Origin of the sequence: Limnothrix sp. FACHB-1083 (genome assembly GCF_014696485.1) — a bacterium.
Classification (GTDB): Bacteria; Cyanobacteriota; Cyanobacteriia; order CACIAM-69d; family CACIAM-69d; genus CACIAM-69d.
On the sequence record NZ_JACJQD010000015.1, the window covers coordinates 1 to 20,875 of the forward strand.

Genomic DNA, 20,875 nt, shown 5'->3' on the forward strand with positions numbered 1-20,875 from the left:
TGAGAATAGGTTTGACGATTTGAGAGAATGAGCGTAACATTGGTGTATTACTTTTTGATTGTTTGGGGTAAGAATTACATCTTCTTACCCCTTTTTTATAACCTGAATCTGTCATTCAACACTTCTGAATTTGGTGGTGATTCTTGTGCATCTTTTAAAGTGGCAATTTCAGCCTGAGATGCGATCGGGAAGCTGGGCAGGAAGTATCACGGAACACCGAACCCGAATTCAGTCCCTATTAGACGATTCCCCTAGCCTCAAAAATTTCCTACCTGAGGCCCTAGATTGGGCCTATCCCAGAGCACGTCGGCAAGCCAGTGATGAAACAGAATTACCGATCGAACAGTTTCCAGAAGCTTGTCCCTACCAACTTTTTGAGGTATTAAACGAAAACTTTTTACCCCAATGAGACTCTTTCAAAAAATCAAGCCTAATCCGCATTGACCTATTTTTATCCTCTGATTTCATCTGATTGCAACGGAGAAAAATTGGGCGGCTTTCATTGGGTCACTGACTAAAAACTGCTGGATAGAAGCTGGCTGGCGTTATTCAGTGCCGTGGCGGCGTTGATGCCAGTGCCAAGCATGGGACACGATCGCCTCTAAATCTGGGTACTCCGGTTGCCAGCCCAAAACCGCCTGGGCCCGATCGCTGCTGCTGACCAACACGGGCGGATCACCGGCCCGGCGATCGCGCTCCACCACAACGATCGGGCGTTGGGTCACCTGGCGAGCAGCGGCGATCGTTTCCTTCACGGAAAATCCGTTGCCATTGCCCAAATTAAATGCCGTGGATTCGCCGCCGTTCAGCAAATATTCCAACCCCAACACATGGGCGTGGGCCAAGTCGTTCACATGGACATAATCCCGAATGCAAGTGCCGTCGGGGGTGGGGTAGTCCGTGCCAAAAATGGCGATGTTGTCTCGCTGGCCCAGGGCCGCCAACAAAATCAGTGGAATCAGATGGGTTTCCGGCTGGTGATCTTCGCCCAGGTTGCCGGAGGGGTCGGCTCCGGCGGCGTTGAAGTAACGGAAGATGACCGATCGCAATCCATAGGCCAGGTCAAAATCCCGCAGCATTCGCTCGACGGTTAATTTAGACTCCCCATAGGGATTAATCGGCAGTTGGGGATGATCTTCGGCAATTTTGGGAGTTTGGGGTACGCCATAGGTGGCCGCCGTGGAGGAAAACACGAAATGGGGCACTTGGGCCGCCACCATGGCTTCCAACAGGGTCAGGGTTCCCACCACGTTGTTGCGATAGTATTTGGCGGGATTGGCAACGGACTCGCCCACGGCAATGTAGGCGGCGAAGTGCAGCACGGCTCCAATCTGGCGCTGGGCAAAGAGTCGATCGAGTAAGGCCCGATCGCCAATATCACCCACAATCAACTCAGCCTTTAGCACCGATTCCACAATCTCGCGGTGGCCGTAGCCCAAATTATCCAGCACAACCACCGGATAGCCAGCCTGTTGAAGCGCTAGAACGGTATGGGAGCCGATGTAGCCAGCGCCGCCGGTCACGAGAATGGTGGGTTTTGAGCAAGCGTCGGTCATGGGGGGCAGCGACGGGAATTACGGGGCGATCGCCATGAGAATTTTAGCCATTTCTTCTACCTTTCCTTATCCGCCCAGCAAAGGCGGCACGGAAATTCGGACTTACAACCTGCTGGCCCGCTTGGCCCAGCGCCATGCGGTCACCATTGCCACCCAGCGCCATCCTAGTGTCACCGATGACCATCTGGCCGCGCTCCGGGCAACTGTTCAGGAGGTGATGGTGTTTCCGCTGCCACCGGATCCGGCCGCCAGCCGCAGTCCGCGCCAGTTGGCCCGCAAGGTGAAGCGGTTTGGGCAATCTTGGCTGAGGGGCACGCCGCCCAATGTGTTGCATCGCTTTTCGCGGCCGATGCAGGCTTGGATTGATCAACAAATTGCGGCCGATCGCTTTGATGTGGTCACCTGCGAGCACAGTGTGAATGAAATCTATGTGCGGCCCGATTGGCAGCGGCGCTACCCCAAGCTGCGATCGATTGTGGATGTTCACAGCTCCGTTTACGGTTGGGCCAAGGGGCATCTGGATTTGGGTGCATCTCCACACCCCACACGCGATTGGCTGTATTTGCCCTTGCTCGCCCGCTACGAGCGCCGCTACGCCAACAAATTCAGCGCGATCGTCACCACCACCCCCGACGATCGGGACTACATGGCCCAATTTGCGCCCCAAGTGCCCGGTTTCGTCATTCCCAACGGGGTGGACTTGGCCCTGTTTCCGCTGCGTGATCGGGATCCCGGGGGTTATGAATTGGTGTTTGTGGGCGCAATGGATGCCACCCACAACATCGATGCGGTGAAGTTTTTTGTGAATGCCGTTCTGCCACCGCTGCGATCGACCTATCCCGCCGCCACCTTTCGGATTGTGGGGGCCCGGCCCAGCGCTGAGGTGTTGGCCCTGGGCGATCGACCTGGCGTAGTGGTCACCGGCCCTGTGGATTCCATGGCCGCCGAGCTACATCGGGCCTCCGTTTGCGTTGTGCCCCTGCGCACCGGGCTGGGCATCAAAAACAAAACCCTCGAGGCCATGGCGGCCGGCGTACCCGTGGTGGGGAGCGATCGGGGACTCGAGGGCTTGACGATCGACCAACCGCCCTTAGCCTTACGGGCCAACCAACCCGCTGAATACATTGCCGCCATCGGTCGGTTGTGGGAATCTACGGAGTTGCGGGCCCAACTCTCCCAAGCGGCCCGCGCCTACGTGGAGCGCGACTTTAGCTGGGATCAAGCCGCCCAACATTACGAAGCTGTTTTGCAAAGCTCCCCACAACAGCCAACTTTCACCTCTTTTTCCCTATAAGGGCGATAGGGTCAACTTCGGCGGCCGGCTTCAACGGCCAGCAACATTGTCAGCAATCAATGATGGAATTAGGTATTAATAATGATCAGTAGTCAATGATTTAATTCATACTCTGGTGATAGTTTATACCCAAATCCTTCTTGATTGAATTTGATCGCTTTTGCCCCTTGGAATACTTTAGGAGAATCGCAGGGAATGCTTAAATAGAATTATCAACCCCACCAGCTCAAGAATTTTCAACGATTGCTCAATCATCACGGTTAATTTTTAAAAACAGAGCAGGATTCTCGGAACAATTGCGGTTCACAAAGGAAGGTTTCTAAAAGGCTTCAAGCATTAAGGCTAGGGCTGAGATCAAGATTTGAACAGGAGTTTGGGTTGAACCTAAACGGATTTTAACCAAGCTCAAATCAGATCTAAAACATAGATCCGATTTGTTCAAGACGTGAGAAAATTCTGTTGACTGAAAAATTCAGCATCCTCGATCAACAGACCGCCCCGCTAGCCAGATCAGTCAATGCTGAGAGATCAGCCAAACGCTCATGGAGCAAATTTTGATCATTTTGTGATGGTCAAGCCATGGTTCTCAGTCATTATCCAAACCTGATGTTCAAACCCTTTTAGGTATCTTGCAAATTGGCGTTCCGGGTTCTGGGTCAACGCTCGGCCGATGGTGATTCAGTGTTTAAGGGAATGGATCCCCGCGTTCTTTACATCCAATGACCAACGTTGCTGCGGCTAATGCATCACCCTTTTTGGGCCAATTATTGGTCTTGGAACCTGATGAAACGGATCAGTTAAAATTTGCTCGCTGTTTTCAGCACTGGCCCTGGCTGGGTGAAGGGCATGTGGTGGCTTCCATGCAGGCGGCGATCGCCCATTTGCGTCGGCAACCGGTCGAGATGGTGTTGCTCAATGGCTGTGCGATTCCCCCGATCGAGGCGGTCTTGGAACCGTCGGCAGGGACTGAAAGCTGTCCCGCCAAAAAGCCTGAAGACTTTTCCGATCGCAGCCACCAGCCCAGCGATCGCCCCGTAACCCCGATCGCGCAGGATCAACCCGACCTCCTCGACCAAGCCGCACCCAGCTTTCGGGAACTCTTGCAGCTCATGGAAGCCCAGGCGGTTCTCTGGCTGGTGATGGTTCCAGCGGATGCCGCAGATGTGGCCTTGGCACTGGTGCAACAGGGCGCGGCCGATTATGTGGTGAAAGATGCCGCTGGAGCCTATCTCAAGCTATTGCCAATTACCTTACAAAAAAGCTGGCAAACCTATCAGCAACAGCGCCAATTACAGTGGCTGAGTCATACGGTTCAAAGTTTACCCGATGGTGTGTATGTGGCCGATGCCGGTGGGCAATTACTGTTTACCAATGACGCGCTAAAAGCAATTTGCGCGATCGAGCAGCAAAACCTGCAAGGGCAACCCATCACTACCCTGGGCCAGCCCGCTTTGACCCGTTGGGTGCAACAACAGGCCCCGATCGCCTCCGATCTACAGCAACCCTATCACCGCCGGGATGTGGAATTAGCCATCCAGCAGCCCGATCGGCCAGCCCTCAGCATGTTGCTCTCGGAAACCTTTATTGATGATGGTTGCCAAGCCATTCGGGTGGGCGTGCTGAAAAATGTGCATTTTCTGAAGGAAGTACAGTCTTCAATTCACAATGTTCAAAGCAGCTTAAACAGCATTATTCAATCTCGAACCAATCAGCTTCAGGAGGCGATCGGGGAGTTACATCGCGAAAACCAAGAACGTATTAAATCAAAAATTTCGCTGCGCCTCAGTCGCGATTTTATTAATCGTCAACAGGTCTTTTTACGATCTGTTATTGACAACAATCCCAATTTAATTTTCGTCAAAGATTGGGAGGGTCGGTATGTGCTCGCCAATCAAGCCATGGCGGACTATTACGGAACCACCGTTGATGAACTGCTGAATAAAACTGACGAAGAACTACTAGGGCCCTCGGAAGCCAATGCTCGGTTTTTGAGCGAAAATCGCTTCGTCATTGAAAATCGCCAGGAACTCTTCTTGCCTGAGGAAATGGTGATTCGCCGCAAAATTGCTCAGTCAGATGTTCAGCCAGACTCGATCGCCTCAGTGGAGCAGGATGATGCCCTCCTCGATGCTTCCCCAGAATCTGACTTAGGAACCAACACCCTAGGAACTGCCTTGGAAATCAATTTATCGGGGGCTGGTGGTTCCTCTGGGGCAGATTCCTGCAACGGCCAAGTTGATGATCCATTTGGAACAAATCCAGACATTCAATGGCTGCAATGGCACAAGTCACCGATTTTTCTGCCCGCCAAGGGTGAATATGGAGTCTTGGGCGTAGGGGTTGATATTACGGCTCGCAAACAGGTGGAACTGGCCCTGGCGGAACAGGAAAAAAGTCTTTCGACCCTGGTGGCCAATTTGCCCGGCTATGTTTATCGAGTGGCTAATAATCCTGAATACTCCGCGCTTTTTGTTAGCGATGGGGTAACGGCCATCACGGGCTATGAAACTCATGAATATTTAGTCGATCGCACCACCAGTTGCGGTCAAGAAATTCACCCCGAAGATGCCGATCGCGTTTGGGAAATTGTCCAAGCCGCCATTCAAAAGCAAGAACCCTATGAGTGCGAATATCGCATTCTCACCAAGTTTGCTCAAGAAAAGTGGGTTTGGGAGCGGGGTAGCGGTGTTTATTCCGATGAAGGAAAATTTCTGTTTTTAGAGGGATTCGTCACGGATATCAGCGATCGCAAGGCTGCGGAACAGAACCTGCGCCAACTGAGCGATCGCCTGCAAGAGTCCCAGCGGATTGCCAAGCTCGGCAACTGGCAAATAGATTTACGAAGCAACAAGCTCTATTGGTCTGAGCAAGTTTTTGAGATTTTTGAAGTGGATGCACAGCAATTTGATGCATCCTATGAAGCCTTGATGGCCGCCATTCATCCCGACGATCGGGAAATGGTCGATCGAGCCTATGAGCGCCACTTAGTCAATCATGAACCCTATTCCGTCACCCATCGGTTGCTGTTGGCAGATGGGCGGATTAAATATGTCCATGAGCAATGCGAAACAACCTATGACGAGGATGGCACGCCCCTTTATTCCCAAGGCACGGTGCAGGATGTTACCGATCAATATTTGGCAGAAATGGCCCGAGAACAGGCCGAAAAAGCTTTGCATCAAGTGATTGAAGGCACGGCCACGGTAACCGGAGCACAGTTTTTCCCCAACTTGGTGCGGCATATTGCGGAAGCCCTGAATGTGGATTATGTGGTAGCCACGGAATTACGGGGCGATCGATTACAAACCCTTGGTGTTTGGGTTGATGGTCAACTGGGCGACAATTCCAATTTGAACTTAGAAAACACACCCTGTTCCTACATTTTGGAGCATGGTGAACTCTATTGTGAAACCGGCGGACAGTCCTGTTTTTCCATTTCCCGTTCCCTCTTTCCTGGGGCAGTAAATGGGCTGTTGGGCGTTGCTTTACAGGATGATCAAGGACAGGCGATCGGCAGTCTTTGCATCCTAGATCAACAACCCTTTTCTGAAGAAAAACACCAACAAGCCATGGCCCTTTTGCGGGTGTTGGCCTCCCGGGCAGGGGCCGAACTTCAGCGCAAACAGGCCAACGATGCCTTGGAGCAACTGAACCAAGACTTGGAAGCGAGGGTATTGCAGCGCACCTTGGAACTGCAAGCTCAAGAAGCGCAACTGAGGGATTTGTTTGACAATGCAACGGATTTAATTCAACGAATTGATCCCCAAGGGCAAATTTTATTGGTCAACCGGGTTTGGAAAGAAACCTTGGGCTATGGCGATGAAGATTTAAATGATTTGTCAATCTTTCAGGTTGTCCATCCTGCGGACTTAGAGGACTACCGCCAATATTTAGATCGCCTTTGCGCCGGGGAAGCTTCTTTAGACATTGAAACTCGCTTTCTCAGCAAAGATGGCCAGGAAATTTTGTTGGAAGGAAATGCTAACTGCGATTTTCAAGAGGGGAAACCGATCGCCATTCGCAGCATGTTTCGGAATGTGACTGAGGGCAAACAAACCCGCAAAGCACTTCAGGAATCGCAGCAATTTTTGCAAACGGTTTTGAACACATTTCCGCTCTTTGTGTTTTGGAAAGATCGCAATTCGGTTTACCTGGGGTGCAACCAAAACTTTGCGGCGGCGGCGGGGCTGCCTTCACCGGAGGCGATCGTGGGCAAGACGGATTACGATTTGCCCTGGGGAGTCAGCGAAGCCGAGCTATACCGAGCGGACGATCGGGAAGTGATTGAGTCTGGCATGGCCAAGCTACATCTCATTGAGTCCCAAAAACAACTGGATGGCTCGATGATCCAGACTGAAACCAACAAGGTTCCGCTCCGGGATTCGTCAGGAACGGTGATTGGGGTTTTGGGCATCTATCAAGACATTACCGATCGCCAAGCGGCGGAATTACAGTTGCAGCGAACGAATCAACAACTGTTGCGAGCAACGCGCTTGAAAGATGAGTTCATGGCCAATATGAGCCACGAATTGCGCACGCCGCTGAATGCCATTTTGGGGATGACCGAAAGCCTGCAAGAGGAAATTTTTGGGCCAATTACGCCCCAACAGGACTATGCGCTCAGGACGATCGACCAAAGCGGCACACACCTGCTGGAACTCATTAACGACATTTTGGATATGGCCAAGATTGAGTCCGGCCAAATGGAGTTGGATTGGTCAATCGCGGACTTGGTGCCCATGTGTCGATCGAGCCTGGTTTTTATTCAACAGCAGGCCACAAAAAAACGGATTGAACTGAACCTCAACAGCCCGGAAAACTTGCCCAATCTGTGGGTCGATGAACGACGACTGCGCCAGGTGTTGATTAATTTGCTGAGCAATGCGGTGAAGTTCACGCCGGAAGGGGGCAAAATTACCCTTTCGATCGCCGTGACCAGCGAATCGCTAACCGCCGCCTCGGAATTCGTGCGATCGCGCGCTTTGTCCAAAATGCATCTCCAGGGCCTGGTGCAGCAGCCCCCAGCCCCCACCGCGCCCGCCAACCAACCCACAACCTTCGTGCGCATTGCCGTAGCCGACACCGGAATTGGCATTGCCGCCGAAAATTTACCCAAGCTCTTTCAGCCCTTCATCCAAGTGGACGGGGCCTTGAATCGCCAATATGACGGCACAGGATTGGGTTTGGCGCTGGTGAAGCAAATTGTGGAACTGCACCAGGGCTGTGTGGATGTGGTCAGCGAAGTGGGAGTGGGCAGTTGCTTCACGATCGAACTTCCCCTGCTGGCCCCGCCGCCCCACCAGATCCCCTAGGCAAGGCGCAAGACCGCCAGCCGGACGGCATCCGGCCCCGACGCGCTCGACATCAGCCCAGTAACCAGCCCAGTCTTGTAGGTTGGGTTGAGGTACGAAACCCAACAACAGCAAGATTTCTGGTGATCTAGCCCAATGATTTAGGCTGACGATTCAGACGAATGATCAGCCCGATGACCAGTCCAATAACCAGCCCAAGTGATCAGACCGATCATTCGCCCTAAATCCCAGCCCCATCAAAGAACTCTTCCAGGGCCCGATCGCTCAACCGGCAACGCTTTCCCGCCGGGTCATCACCACTCACAAGATTGAGCTGGCCCAGTTGGCGTTGGGCCGCCGTCACCTCCGCGGCCACCTTGGCAATCCGTTCCCAATCGCAAAGGGTCAAGTCTTCGCAAGGGCGCTCCGGCGCACCCACGGCCACCGGCACTTGGGCCCGTTCCGCTTCCATTTCCTCAATCCGCCGCTCCAGGGCTTCGATGCGATCGAGCAGGGCCCGAATCGCCTGGGCTTCCGAGTCCGGCAGCTTGCCATGCTCCAGTGGATCTACCCGCACACCCGATCGATAGACCACACGACCAGGCACACCCACCACCGTGCAATCGGCAGGCACATCCCGCAAAACCACGGAACCAGCCCCAATGCGCACATTTTCGCCAATATTCAGATTGCCGAGCACCTTAGCCCCAGCTCCCACCACCACGTTGTCACCCAAGGTGGGGTGGCGCTTGCCGCTTTCCTTGCCCGTGCCCCCCAGGGTCACGCCCTGGTAAATCAAGCAATAGTCGCCCACAATCGCCGTTTCACCAATCACAACGCCCATGCCGTGATCGATAAACACACCTTGCCCGATCGTTGCGCCCGGGTGAATTTCAATCCCGGTCAACAATCGTCCAATGTGGGAAATCAGCCGAGGCACAAAGGGTAATTGGCGCTGTTGCAGCCCATGGGCCAGCCGATGGAGGATCAACGCTTGCAACCCCGGATAGCAAAAAAGCACCTCTAGCCAATTGCGGGCGGCGGGGTCACGATCGAAGATGATGCGAAAGTCAGCAATGAGAGCGTTTAGCACGGTTGGGCGGCCTGAAAGCTTCAAGGTTGTGTTGCATCGATTACAAAATCACTTTTAATCCTACTGCCTACCGACCGAGACGCGGGGGGGTGGGGCCACCGAACCCCAACCGAAGCATTGGGGAATATATTTTGGCTCAGGTTTTGGCTCAGGTTTTGGCTCAGGCCCCAGACTCCACCCAGCGCCACACTCCCCGGGAATCGGTTGGCGAACTGGGCGATCGGGACGAAACATTTCAGTTGCGGCAGCCATGACCCATTCAGCGTCACCAGAATTGCGGTTTTTAGGGTCAGGGTTTGGTAAACTTTGCGACTTTTAAGGCCTTCAAATACGGACATTTGGATACTGATCACGTTGCCGATCGCACCCAATTAGGCAATCAACTGATGGATTATATTGTTGATTCTTGATTGCATTTCTTAACGCCATTTCAAGGAAGCACCTGATAGATTGGGATCGACTTTGACGACGGTCTTAGCCTTCCAAAACTACACAAAAAAGATAGTGAATTCACGTTTCATCCCCCATGAATCGTTAAATTTATCCATCTTTCAGGGTTTGCATCAATCCATTGAGGTTACAACCAAGCATAATCAGCCCACGGCGTAGGGCTGTTGCGGTTGGAGCTGCCCTAAAATTCGTAATCAATGAATTTTCCACTGCCCTCTCCTCACTCGACGGCAGCGATGTCCCACTCCACGATGAAGATCCAGATCAAGGGGCGATCGCGCTGGCTCGGCCATTGGCAACAACGCATCAGCAATTGGCACTTCAGCCAAAAGATTGCGTTGGGCTATATCTTGGCGATCGCCACGGGGGCCGTTGGCTCCTTGGCCGGCATCGCCCTGGCGGATCATTTCCAAGGGCGCGGGGTGGCCCAATTGCACGACGCAACCACACAAGTTCAATTACTCAGCGATTTACGCAGCAACTTGCAGGCGGCTCGCCTCGCCATTGATGAAGCGGGGGATGATGAAATTCCCGTCGCACAACGGCAACTGTTCCAGCAGGACGCGATCGCGGCCATCCAAACAGCCCGCGACTTAGCCAACGAGCTAACCGCCTATCTCAAGCAAAATCCCCAATGGCTGGCCGATCGCCCCGATCGCCTGTTGCACTTGGCCAATCAAAGCGTGGCGGATCTTCAGGAATATGCCAATCAGCAAATGCTGATGCAGCAGGCGGACGAGGCCAATCAATCGGCCGCCCAGAAGGCAGCCAAAGAAGCAGCGGAGGACTTGGAGTGGAAAGCGCTGGCCGGGGCCGATCGCGCCCTGTCCCGGCTGGTGATTATGGCCCATGGGCAAGCGGAACAGGCGGAAGTTTTGCTCGAAGAGGCCCAAGGTCTGGAAAAAGGCGTTGTGATCCTGAGCCTGTTGCTGTCGGCGGCGGTGGCAGGGGTGATTGCGATGCGAGTCACGCGGGCGATCGTCAATCCCCTGGTGCGGGCGGCCACGGTGGCCCAAGGGGTGGCGGAAACCGGCGACTTCAGCCAACGGGTGGGCATCACCAGCCAAGACGAAGTGGGATCCTTAGCCCAGGCTCTTGATACATTGATTGAGCGGGTGGCCGAACGCAATCAAGAGTTGGCGGACGCGGCGGATTTTGCCAGCTCCCAAGCCCGCACCCTCTACAGAACCCTGATGGATTTGCGCCGCACCCAAGCGCAACTGATCCAAACGGAAAAAATGTCGCTCCTGGGGCAGGTGGTGGCCGGGGTAGCCCACGAAATCAATAACCCCACCAGTTTTATCTACGGCAACCTGATCCATGTCACGGAGGGGGTGAGCCATCTGCTGGAGTTGCTGACGCTGTATGAGGCGGGCCATGGCCCCCACAGTCCAGAGATTCGATCGCTCGTGGAACAGTTGGATTTGGAGTTTGTGCGGGAAGATTTGCCGCAACTGATGGCTTCCATGCGATCGGGCGCGGAACGCATCCGGGCGATCGTTCTGTCGTTGCGGTTGTTTGCCCGTTTGGATGAGGCGGAGGTGAAGGCGATCGACTTGCCCCAAAGCCTGGACAGCGTGCTCACCATTTTGGGGTCGCGCCTCTGTGCCCAAGCTCACCGCCCGGCCATTGTGGTGCAGTTGGACTACGGATCTTTGCCCCCGATCGAGTGCTATGCGGGTCAGCTCAATCAGGTGTTAATGCACATTTTGACGAACGCGATCGATGCGCTGGATGAGGCCTTCCGCCAACAGCCCGATCGGCTCTTGACCCTGAAGCTCACCACCCGCACCCTTGACCCGGATTCGGTCAGCTTGGCGGTCACCGACAGCGGCTTGGGCATTCCCGTCAGTGAACAATCGCGGATTTTTGAGTTGTTTTACACAACCAAACCCGTGGGCAAAGGCTCGGGCATGGGTCTGGCGATCGCCCAGCAGGTGATTGTGGAAAAGCACGGCGGCACGATCGATTGTGAATCGGGCAATTGGGGAACGACGTTTACGCTGAAGTTACCGGTTCGACTCGCGATCGCCGATCCAGCCCAACCAGTTCCCAATGCAATTACTTCCTCAGCCGAGGATGACTCTAGTTTCGTAGATGATGCGACATCCAACATAACCTAGCGGAGTTTATTCACAGTAAATACACTTGGAGCTTCACTTGAACCAACAACCCTTCTATTCCATCTGTTGATTCTGATTGAAAAGATCAATTGTCATCAGTTAGAAGAGAGTATAATATTGGCATTGTCACTTCCTAATTTTTATTCAAAGTAGGAGATCACTATAACAATGAGCGCTCCTTTAGTTATCGCCATCATTATTTTTATAGTATGGATGCTAATGGGGGCAATGTATGGGTTCCAACATAAAAATGTGTTTCTCTTTTGGAAGAAGCAAAAAAAAGATATTGATATCATTTTATTTTACTGGCTTGCTCCATTAATCATTTTCTTGTGTGTACGAGGTGCAATAATTCTCGGGGAGCACCGAGAGGCTGGTCAAAGAGCTACCGAAGTTGCACAGCAAATCGATCAAATGTTTAAAAAGCAGGAGTACGAGAAATTTCCTGCCTTGCTTACAATGATGGAAGCTGCCCAAACAAGATTAAATGAACTCAATATATTTCTTGTCGAGCTTTCGCTAGGTCAGAGCAATATTGATGAGACAGTCAGAAAGAAGTTAGAACTTCTTGAAAGTGAAAAATTAAATTCTGATTATTTCAATAACGCACGGTCAATGATCTTGCAAGTTTCTCAAGAAAAAACATTTGAATCTGTAGAAGAAATTGAAAAATCTATCAAGAAGACACAAGATGCTATTGATAAATTACAAAAGATTACCACTCAAAGTAAAATCTATTCAAAAGCCCAAGGCTTATTAAATCAAGGCAATAAAAATCTGATCGAACTTGGTACTTTTTTGGAGCGTGAAAAAATTAACAAAACTTACTATGACAACGTTACTAGGTCGTCTGATTTATTAGTTGCTTCAACAAAATCAAGATTTCTGAAAATTTCTGAGTTGGAATCTGCATTAGCACAAATTTCCAAGATGATATTTGACTTAAATCAGATTATTGGTTCAAATTCAATATTCACTGAGATGGCACAAACCAGGCTTACTTCATATGTAAAAGACGAGTCTGAACTCAGACAATTAATCCTTCAAGAACAAGAAAAACAGAAAACTTGCTCGGTTGCTCCTGAGAAATGCACTTTGCCACCAACCTTTCAGTTCTCTACTTTTAAGGATTCAAAGGAGCTTTATCTGACTAAGACCAGATCAAGCCGTGTAGGTGAATGTCTCTGCCCATATGACATCAAAGCCAGTGGAGAGACCTGTGGTGAGAGTTCAGCATATTACCGAGAGGGTGGAGATGCGCCAGTGTGCTACGCCCTGGAGCCATCGGCTAGATAGAGATACATATGCTTTCTGGGAAACCTTCTGATACAGAGTCATAGAGCTTCTTATCCTTGAGTGCATAATTTTCACGGAAGTCTTAGGACTCATCTTCTAGTAATTCTTTAGCGCACTCTAGAGCAGCCGATCGGGACGATCAAGCCCCGATCGAACCACTCGCGAGCGACGGCTTAACCAGGCCCTAGGGAGTCGTCACCGGTTCCGGCGCTTCCGGAGCCGACAACAGCGGCGAATCTCCGTGATAGGCCCGCAACAACAGCGTTTTCAGCTCGCTGATCATCGGGTAACGGGGATTCGACACCGTGCATTGATCGTCAAAGGCGCGATCGGCCACATCGTCCAACTTCGCCAAAAACTCCGCCTCGCTAATTGACGTGGCTTCCCGAATCGATCCGGGAATTCCCACCTGCTGCTTCAGTGCCTCGATCGCCCCAATCAGCCGATCGATCTTCTCGTCCTCCGTCGTCCCCCCCAAATTCAAATAGTCCGCAATCCGGGCATAGCGCCACTTCGCATTCGGATACTTGTATTGCGGGAACGCCGCCTGCTTAAAGGGCGCATCCGTCGCGTTGTAGCGAATCACGTGGGAAATCAACAGCGCATTGGCTAGACCGTGGGGAATGTGGAACGCGCCGCCAATTTGGTGGGCGATCGAGTGGCAAATGCCCAAAAAGCCATTGGCAAAGGCCATCCCCGCCATCGTCGCCGCGTAGTGCATCTTTTCCCGCGCCTTCGGATCCGCCGCCCCATGCTCATAGGCCGAGGGCAGATATTTGAAAATCAGCCGAATCGCCTCCAGGGCCTCGCCGTTCGTGAACTCCGAAGCCAACACGGACACGTAGGACTCCAGGGCGTGGGTCAAGGCATCAACGCCCCCAAAAGCCGTCAGGGACTTGGGCATATCCAGCACCAATTGCGGATCGCAAATGGCCATAGTCGGCGTGAGGGCGTAGTCCGCCAGGGGGTACTTGATCCCCGTGCGCTCGTCCGTCACCACCGCGAAGGGCGTAACCTCCGACCCCGTACCCGAGGTGGTGGGAATCGCCACTAGGATTGCCTTCTGGCCCAAAGGCGGCAGCTCATACACCCGCTTGCGGATGTCCATGAACCGCATCGACAGCCCCTCAAACTCAATTTCGGGATGCTCGTACAGCAACCAGGCAATCTTGGCCGCGTCCATCGGTGAGCCACCCCCGATCGCGATGATCGTGTCCGGATTGAACGATCGCATCTGTTCCAAAATCCGGTTCACCGTTCCCAGACAAGGATCCGGCTCCACATCGTAAAAGGTGTCGTACTTCAGTCCAACATCATCCAGGACGCTTTCCAGACCCGCCGTGATCCCCAGGTTGTAAAGGGGTTTGTCGGTGATGATGAACGCCCGATCGCGCCCGGCCAGCTCCCGCAGCGCCACCGGCAGCGAGCCATATTTGAAGTAGATTTTCGGCGGAATCCGGAACCAGAGCATATTTTCCCGCCGTTCCGCCACGGTTTTGATATTCAGCAGGTGGCGCGGTTCCACGTTCTCACTGATCGAGTTGCCGCCCCAAGTGCCGCAACCGAGGGTGAGGGACGGATCCAGCCGGAAGTTATAGATATCCCCGATCGCCCCTTGAGACGAGGGCGTGTTAATCAGCACCCGCGCCGTTTGCACCTGATCCTCAAACCGTTTGATCCGATCGCGGTTGTCCGGCGACGTGTAGAGCACCGCCGTGTGGCCCCGCCCGGCAAACATCACCAAGGACTCACTCAGCTCCACCGCCTGGGCAAAGTCCGCCGCCCGATACATGGCCAGCACCGGCGACAGCTTCTCATAGGAGAACGGCTCCTCTGGCCCCACCACGCTCGCCTCGCCCACAATCAGGCGCGTGCCCGGTGGCAGTTGAATCTCCGCCATCGCCGCGATCTGTTCCACCGATTGGCCGACGATGTTCGGGTTCAGCCGCCCATCAATCAGGATTTGCGCGCCCATCCGGACTTTCTCTTCGGGATCCAGGAAATAGGCTCCCCGATCGCGAAACTCCTGCTTCACCTGCTCGTAGACCGCATCCACCACCACCACCGATTGCTCGCTGGCGCAGATCATGCCGTTGTCAAAGGTTTTGCTGAGAATAATCGACGACACGGCCATTTTCAGGTGCGCCGTTTCGTCAATCAGGGCCGGCGTGTTCCCCGCGCCCACACCCAAGGACGGGTGGCCGGACGAGTAGGCCGCCCGCACCATGCCCGGCCCGCCCGTGGCCAAAATCAGGTTCACATCCGGGTGCTGCATCAACTGCTGCGACAGGGGCACGGTGGGCTGATCAATCCAGCCAATGATGTCCGGCGGGGCCCCGGCTTCCACGGCCGCTTGCAAAATCACCCGCGCTGCCTCGATCGTGCAGTCCTTGGCCCGGGGGTGAGGCGAAAAGATAATCGCGTTGCGGGTTTTCAGGGCAATCAAGGCCTTAAAAATTGCCGTCGAAGTGGGGTTCGTGGTGGGCACAATTCCCGCCAAAATCCCCACGGGTTCGGCAATGCGCTGAATCCCAAAGGCCTTGTCCTCTTCGATCACCCCGCAGGTTTTCTCGGCTTTGTATTTGTTGTAGATGAATTCCGAGGCGAAGTGATTTTTGATCACTTTGTCCTCGATCGTCCCCATTCTCGTTTCGGTTACCGCCAGCTTGGCCAGGGGGATGCGGGCCGCGTTGGCCGCCAAGGCTGCTTTTTTGAAGATCAAATCCACCTGCTCTTGGCTGAAGGTGGCATAGGTGCGCTGTGCGGCTTTGACCCGCGCAATTAGGGCTTCGAGTTCGCGATCGTTGGTAACGGTCATAACGCACCTCGCAGGAATGGCGTTCTGTTTTTACGCTAGGTTGATCCCCTTGTTTTGGTTAGATTTGTTGACAAGTTTTTAGGTTTTGCTCACCCGAATTGCAACGAACCTTTACGAAGTCTCACAGAACGCTCGGCCGCCGATCGCTCAAAACCATCGTTTAGCTCGGTGACCATTCCCCTAGTCCAACAGGCCCGATCGCTCCAAAATCCATTCACTCCACAGGCTCGATCGCTCCAACACCACCTGACGGCGATCGGCATTTGGCCACAGCACCGACCACTCCGCCAACCACTGAACAATCTGCCGCTGAATTGCCACCAGCTCGATCGCCACCGGTAAATCGGTCTCGGGGGCTGCCCATTCAATGAACCAACCACTTTCCCGCAGCAAACTGGAAATGAGCTGCCCGTTATCAGGATTTTTGCCAAAGGATTTGACCCGCGCCAAATTTGCCGCAATGCCACCTAAACGCACCGCCAAACTATCACGCATATACCGATCGCGCCGCCTTAGAAAATCATTCATGAATCTCAGCTTATGACTCGGGCTGTTCTAGACCCAGGCGATCGTAAGCATCCGCCAAACTCAAGCGCGATCGATCCGTCTTGCGCTCTTGCAACAGGGCCATCAGTTCTGGATTTTGCGTAATTTGCTGAACCTCCGTGGTCAAATCCTCGGCCGAATTTTGCAATCGCTCAACGGAGGTCAACACAAATTCGCGACCATCGGGCAGCTTCAAAAGCAGAACATCATCTTGAGCTTGGGCAAAGAGATTCAGAAGAAACTGAATAACATGGGTTAAATGAATTACTTTCATAGGTCGTAAGGCTGATTACGGATAAAGAGTTGATTATTGAATTTCCTGCCCACAGCTTCGATAGCTACAACTCGAACAATTTCTTCAACTGAATAAAAGACCCGAAAATTACCGATTCTGAGTTCCCAATCAGATAAATCATTAGTTCTTAAAGGCTTTCGATTACGTGTTTCAACGGTCGGCTCATAAGTCAACTGCTGAAATATTTCATCAAGAACCTCTTTCTGTTCATGTTTTTTAAAAACACGTAAGTCATCTAGAGCGCTTCGGGATATTTCTATAGTGTACATAGGAATTTAAAAGTGCAATCTGAAAATCACCCATCCCTATTCATCGAGAAATTCTGGGTTGAGTAGTTGAGCGATTTTAAGGGTTTTACCGTGTAGATGGCTGCCCCTAGCGATCGGAGTGAGAGCCAATTGCCAAGCATCACTAGACAACCAGCGATCACTCCATCACGTCACCAGCAAGCAGATTTAAGCGATGTCGGCGAGGGCGGCAATGTTGACCAGGGCGGTGTTGGGGCAGGCACGCTTCAGCAAACCGGTCAGCACCTTGCCTGGCCCCACTTCGATCGCCTCCGTGCAGGCCACCTGGTTCAACATCACCATCGTTTCCCGCCAGCGCACCGAACCGGTCATCTGCTTCGAGAGCCGTTCTTTCAAAGCTGCGCCGCTGGTTTCCGGGGTGGGGTCAGTGTTGGAGAGCACCCCGATCGCCGTGTCCGCAAAATCCGTGGCCGCCAAAATTTCGTTAAATTCCGCCGATGCTTCCGCCATGTAGGGCGAGTGGAACGCACCGGACACGGCCAAGGGCACAGCCCGCTTGGCTTTGACGCTGCCCAGGATCGCATCCACCGCCTCGGGCGTTCCGGAAATTACCACTTGGGCATCGCTGTTGTCGTTGGCCAGCACCACACCCCCGGTAGCGGCGATCGCCTCGGTTAGGGCCGGGCGGTTGAAGCCAATCATGGCCGCCATCTTGCCGCCGGAAGCCGCTTGCATCAACTCCGCCCGCCGCTTCACCAACTTCAGACCCGCTTCAAAGCTGAAAGCCCCGGCCGCGTAGAGGGCCACGTATTCCCCCAGGCTGTGACCCGCCACCAAATCAGGCGATTGATCGGCGGCTTTCAGCGCATCAACCAAGATCGCCTCGATCGCGTAGAGGCAAGGCTGGGTGTATTGGGTTTGGGAGAGTTGCGCCTCGTCACCGTTGCAAACCTCCGCCACCGACCAACCCAAAATTTCATCCGCGATCGCCAACTTCGCTTGGGCGGCCGGCGAGTCGAGCAAGTCGGCAGTCATGCCAACGGCTTGGGAGCCTTGGCCCGGGAACATCCAGAGGGTTTTTGCCATTGTGTTTGTTGTGCTTCGCATCGGTATAGACAAGGTGCTTATACCAAGCGGCCGGCCCGTTGCGCTAGCGGGGAATTTCCGGCAATCCGCCCCTGATGGCGGCCGCTGGGAAATCGTGACTCTAGTCATGGGCACTGATGACCGGCGGCAGTCGTCGCGATGGGGGCGATCTTTTTAGAGTGATGAGGTGGCATTTGATCCCGGTTTGGGCAACGTCGATGCAACCTGCGATTCGGTTCAAGTTTCAGCAATGGCGGCTGTGGGCCGGGGGCCTCGGGGCCCTGGGCCTGTTGGGCACGATCGCCCTGGTGATCCCTCACCCAGCGCCTGCCCCCAAGGTGGATCTTGCCCAGGACACAACCCTGGTTCGGCGGCAAGATTTGGTGGTGCAAGTGCAGGCCAATGGGGTGGTGCAGCCCCTGCGTAAGGTCAACTTGGCCCCCAAGGAGGCCGGCAAGGTGGCGGCCTTGTTTGTGCGCGAGGGCGATCGAGTGCAGCCTGGGCAAGTGGTGGCCCAAATGGACGGCGAACAACTGCAAGCGCAGGTCAAACAATCTCAAGCGGGCCTGGCGCGATCGCAGGCGGAATTGCAACTGAAACTCGCGGGGAACCGCCCTGAAGACATCACCAAGGCCCAAGCCGAGGTGCAACGGCAGCAAGCCCAGTTGCAAGAGGCCGAAGGAAAGTGGCAATTAGCCACCCAAAAACTCCAGCGCCGCCAGCTTTTGGCCAGCGAAGGCGTACTGAGTCAAGACGCTTTGGATGAGACCTTGACCGAAGCCCGCAACGCCAGCGCCACCGTCGAGCAAGCTAAAGCCAGCTTGGCCACCGCCGAACAGGAATTCCATAAACAGCGCCAGGGGTTTCGCGCCGAGGAAGTTGCCCAAGCCCGGGCCCAAGTCGCAGAAGCGCGATCGCAACTGCAAGTCGTGCGAATCCAGCTACAAAACACGCTGATTCGATCGCCCTTTGAAGGAGTCATCACTCGCCGATTTGCCGATGTGGGGGATTTTGTGGCACCCACCACCACCGCATCCAGCAGTGACGGGGCCACCTCCGCCGCCATTGCCGAACTCTTCAGTGGTTTAGAAGTCGAAGCCAAAATTCCCGAAACCACCATCGGTCAAATTCGCCAGGGCCAAGCCGTCGAAATTCGCAGCGACAGCTATCCCGATCGCACGTTTCAGGGGCGGGTCAAGCGCATTGCCCCCCGAGCTGTGCCAGAAAACAACGTCACCACCTTTCGCATCAAAGTTTCCCTGCAAACGGGCCTGGACATCTTAAAAGCCGGCATGAACGTCAAGTTAGGGTTTTTGGGCCAGCCAATTCGGAATGCGCTGGTGGTGCCGCTCGCGGCCCTTGTCACCCAAAAGGACGGCCGCAAGGGCGTATGGCGACTTGTGCCGAACCAGGAAGCACGCTTTCAAACCGTGGAAATCGGTGCAGAAAGTGGCAGCCAAGCCCAGGTGAGATCGGGCCTGCAAGCGGGCGATCGAATTTTGCTGAGTCCCCCGATCAACCAAGTGATTCCGGGTGTTGATAATCCCGAAGGAAGCGGCTTCTAATGAACCCTCTAGATACGCTCAACATGGCGATCGGCACCTTGGTCAGCCATCGGATGCGGAGCCTGCTGACCATGCTGGGCATCGTGATTGGCAATGCTTCGGTGGTGGCCACCGTGGGGCTAGGTCAGGGGGCCCAACATTTCACCGCAACCCAGGTGGAATCCTTGGGTGCGAACTCCCTGTACGTTTTTTTGAGTGAGCAACAAAGCAAGGAACTGACCGGCGAAGTGCCGCGCTTGCTGCTGTCCGAAGCTGACTTGATTGCCGCCCAAGCACCGGCTGTCCAATGGGTGTCACCGACGATTTCGAGTTCCTTGGCGATCGGCCATCGCAGTCGCACCGTGACGGCAACGGTACAGGGAGTCACGCCCGACTTTCTGAAGGTGCGGAATATTCGCATGGCCCAGGGGATTTTTTGGGATGAGGCTGCCCAACGTCAGGATCGCAAGGTGGCGGTGTTGGGTGGGGAGCTGGCCCGGAAACTGTTCGATCGCACCAACCCGATCGGCCAAGAAATCCGAATTAACTATCAGAGCTTTCAGATCATTGGCATCATCCAAAGAAAAGGCGCATTTCTCGGTGTGAATCCCGATGCCAATGCCTTCATTCCAATCACAACTATGGCCCATCAAGTCGTGGGGCGACGAGTTCCCCAAGGACTGCTGATCGATGAAATTGAGATCACCGCCCGCGACCAAGCCCAAATTCGATCGGCTGCTTTTCAAGTCACGAATCTGTTGACACGCTTGCATGGCAAACAGGATTTCTCAGTGGTGGCGAATAAATCCATTCAGGATTTGTTAGGGCAAATTACCAGCGCGTTGGGGACAATGCTCACCTTAATTGCGGGGATTTCCTTGCTGGTGGGCGGCATTGGCATCATGAACATCATGTTGGTTTCCGTCGCCGAGCGCACCCAGGAAATTGGTCTCCGCAAGGCGATCGGCGCTCCCCCCCAGGCGATCTTGCAGCAGTTTTTAATTGAAGCCACGATCTTGGCCGTGGCCGGTGGTGTCGTGGGCATTTCCCTGGGCGCAGGCGGCATGGCCCTGATCGGCACTTTGACTCCTTTCAAGCCCACCGTCCCTGTACAGGCCATGGTGGTGGTCACGGTCATTTCTGGAAGCATTGGTCTGGTTTTTGGCGTGGTTCCAGCTCGTCAAGCAGCCCAGCTCGACCCGATTACAGCCTTGAAAACGTCCTAGGGAAATGCC

General features: G+C 54.0%; 15 protein-coding genes. 8 read left to right on the top strand and 7 right to left on the bottom strand.

All coding sequences use genetic code 11. The annotated features are described in order from the left end of the window. The first annotated feature begins 136 nt into the window (after positions 1 to 136). Positions 137 to 409, top strand: a complete 273-nt coding sequence (locus tag H6F46_RS16410; RefSeq protein WP_199291626.1) for a DUF29 domain-containing protein — start codon at positions 137 to 139, stop codon at positions 407 to 409. A 136-nt stretch (positions 410 to 545) separates the two neighbouring features. Here the strand turns inward: H6F46_RS16410 and galE are convergent, their stop codons facing one another. Beyond that, positions 546 to 1,556 carry a UDP-glucose 4-epimerase GalE gene (galE, locus tag H6F46_RS16415; protein WP_190355888.1) on the bottom strand — a complete coding sequence of 337 codons (1,011 nt, stop codon included), beginning with the start codon at positions 1,554 to 1,556 and terminating at the stop codon, positions 546 to 548. A gap of 34 nt (positions 1,557 to 1,590) precedes the next feature. Between galE and H6F46_RS16420 the strand changes: the two genes are divergently transcribed. Both H6F46_RS16420 and H6F46_RS16425 read left to right on the top strand, forming a co-directional pair. Then, positions 1,591 to 2,850 carry a glycosyltransferase family 4 protein gene (locus tag H6F46_RS16420; RefSeq protein WP_190355893.1) on the top strand — a complete coding sequence of 420 codons (1,260 nt, stop codon included), beginning with the start codon at positions 1,591 to 1,593 and terminating at the stop codon, positions 2,848 to 2,850. 719 nt (positions 2,851 to 3,569) lie between these two features. Further along, on the top strand, positions 3,570 to 8,162 hold the full coding sequence (locus H6F46_RS16425; protein WP_190355887.1) for a PAS domain S-box protein: 4,593 nt from the start codon (positions 3,570 to 3,572) through the stop codon (positions 8,160 to 8,162). A gap of 220 nt (positions 8,163 to 8,382) precedes the next feature. On the opposite strand, the gene cysE is transcribed toward H6F46_RS16425, so the two are convergent. Beyond that, complete coding sequence (cysE, locus tag H6F46_RS16430) at positions 8,383 to 9,234, bottom strand: serine O-acetyltransferase (RefSeq protein WP_190355886.1); 852 nt, start codon at positions 9,232 to 9,234, stop codon at positions 8,383 to 8,385. 89 nt (positions 9,235 to 9,323) lie between these two features. Between cysE and H6F46_RS16435 the strand changes: the two genes are divergently transcribed. The 3 genes from H6F46_RS16435 (at position 9,324) to H6F46_RS16445 (ending at position 13,103) form a co-directional block, all read left to right on the top strand. Next, on the top strand, positions 9,324 to 9,488 hold the full coding sequence (locus H6F46_RS16435) for a hypothetical protein (protein WP_190355885.1): 165 nt from the start codon (positions 9,324 to 9,326) through the stop codon (positions 9,486 to 9,488). A gap of 447 nt (positions 9,489 to 9,935) precedes the next feature. Beyond that, entirely contained in the window at positions 9,936 to 11,807 is a 1,872-nt protein-coding gene (locus tag H6F46_RS16440) for a sensor histidine kinase (protein ID WP_206753595.1), read from the top strand. A 168-nt stretch (positions 11,808 to 11,975) separates the two neighbouring features. After that, entirely contained in the window at positions 11,976 to 13,103 is a 1,128-nt protein-coding gene (locus H6F46_RS16445) for a hypothetical protein (RefSeq protein ID WP_190355883.1), read from the top strand. 184 nt (positions 13,104 to 13,287) lie between these two features. On the opposite strand, the gene adhE is transcribed toward H6F46_RS16445, so the two are convergent. The 5 genes from adhE to fabD all read right to left on the bottom strand — a co-directional run bounded on the left by adhE (position 13,288) and on the right by fabD (position 18,096). Then, positions 13,288 to 15,921: a bifunctional acetaldehyde-CoA/alcohol dehydrogenase gene (gene adhE / locus H6F46_RS16450; protein WP_190355882.1), complete on the bottom strand. Its 2,634-nt coding sequence runs from the start codon at positions 15,919 to 15,921 to the stop codon at positions 13,288 to 13,290. 180 nt (positions 15,922 to 16,101) lie between these two features. After that, the gene (locus H6F46_RS16455) at positions 16,102 to 16,449 is read right to left on the bottom strand and encodes a hypothetical protein (protein ID WP_190355881.1); all 348 of its coding nucleotides are present in this window, start codon (positions 16,447 to 16,449) and stop codon (positions 16,102 to 16,104) included. A 10-nt stretch (positions 16,450 to 16,459) separates the two neighbouring features. Beyond that, a complete protein-coding gene (locus tag H6F46_RS16460) occupies positions 16,460 to 16,741 on the bottom strand; it encodes a hypothetical protein (protein WP_190355880.1) in 282 nt (93 codons plus the stop codon). Further along, positions 16,738 to 17,031, bottom strand: coding sequence for a type II toxin-antitoxin system RelE/ParE family toxin (locus H6F46_RS16465; protein ID WP_190355879.1), 294 nt, complete (start codon positions 17,029 to 17,031; stop codon positions 16,738 to 16,740). The genes H6F46_RS16460 and H6F46_RS16465 overlap by 4 nt, the downstream gene beginning before the upstream one ends. Positions 17,032 to 17,217: 186 nt before the next feature. Then, a complete protein-coding gene (gene fabD / locus H6F46_RS16470; protein ID WP_190355878.1) occupies positions 17,218 to 18,096 on the bottom strand; it encodes an ACP S-malonyltransferase in 879 nt (292 codons plus the stop codon). Positions 18,097 to 18,314: 218 nt separating this feature from the next. Between fabD and H6F46_RS16475 the strand changes: the two genes are divergently transcribed. Together H6F46_RS16475 and H6F46_RS16480 are read left to right on the top strand one after the other, a co-directional pair. Continuing rightward, positions 18,315 to 19,661: an efflux RND transporter periplasmic adaptor subunit gene (locus H6F46_RS16475; protein ID WP_190355877.1), complete on the top strand. Its 1,347-nt coding sequence runs from the start codon at positions 18,315 to 18,317 to the stop codon at positions 19,659 to 19,661. Then, entirely contained in the window at positions 19,661 to 20,866 is a 1,206-nt protein-coding gene (locus tag H6F46_RS16480; RefSeq protein WP_190355876.1) for an ABC transporter permease, read from the top strand. Before H6F46_RS16475 ends, H6F46_RS16480 begins: the two co-directional genes overlap by 1 nt. The last annotated feature ends 9 nt before the right edge of the window (positions 20,867 to 20,875 follow it).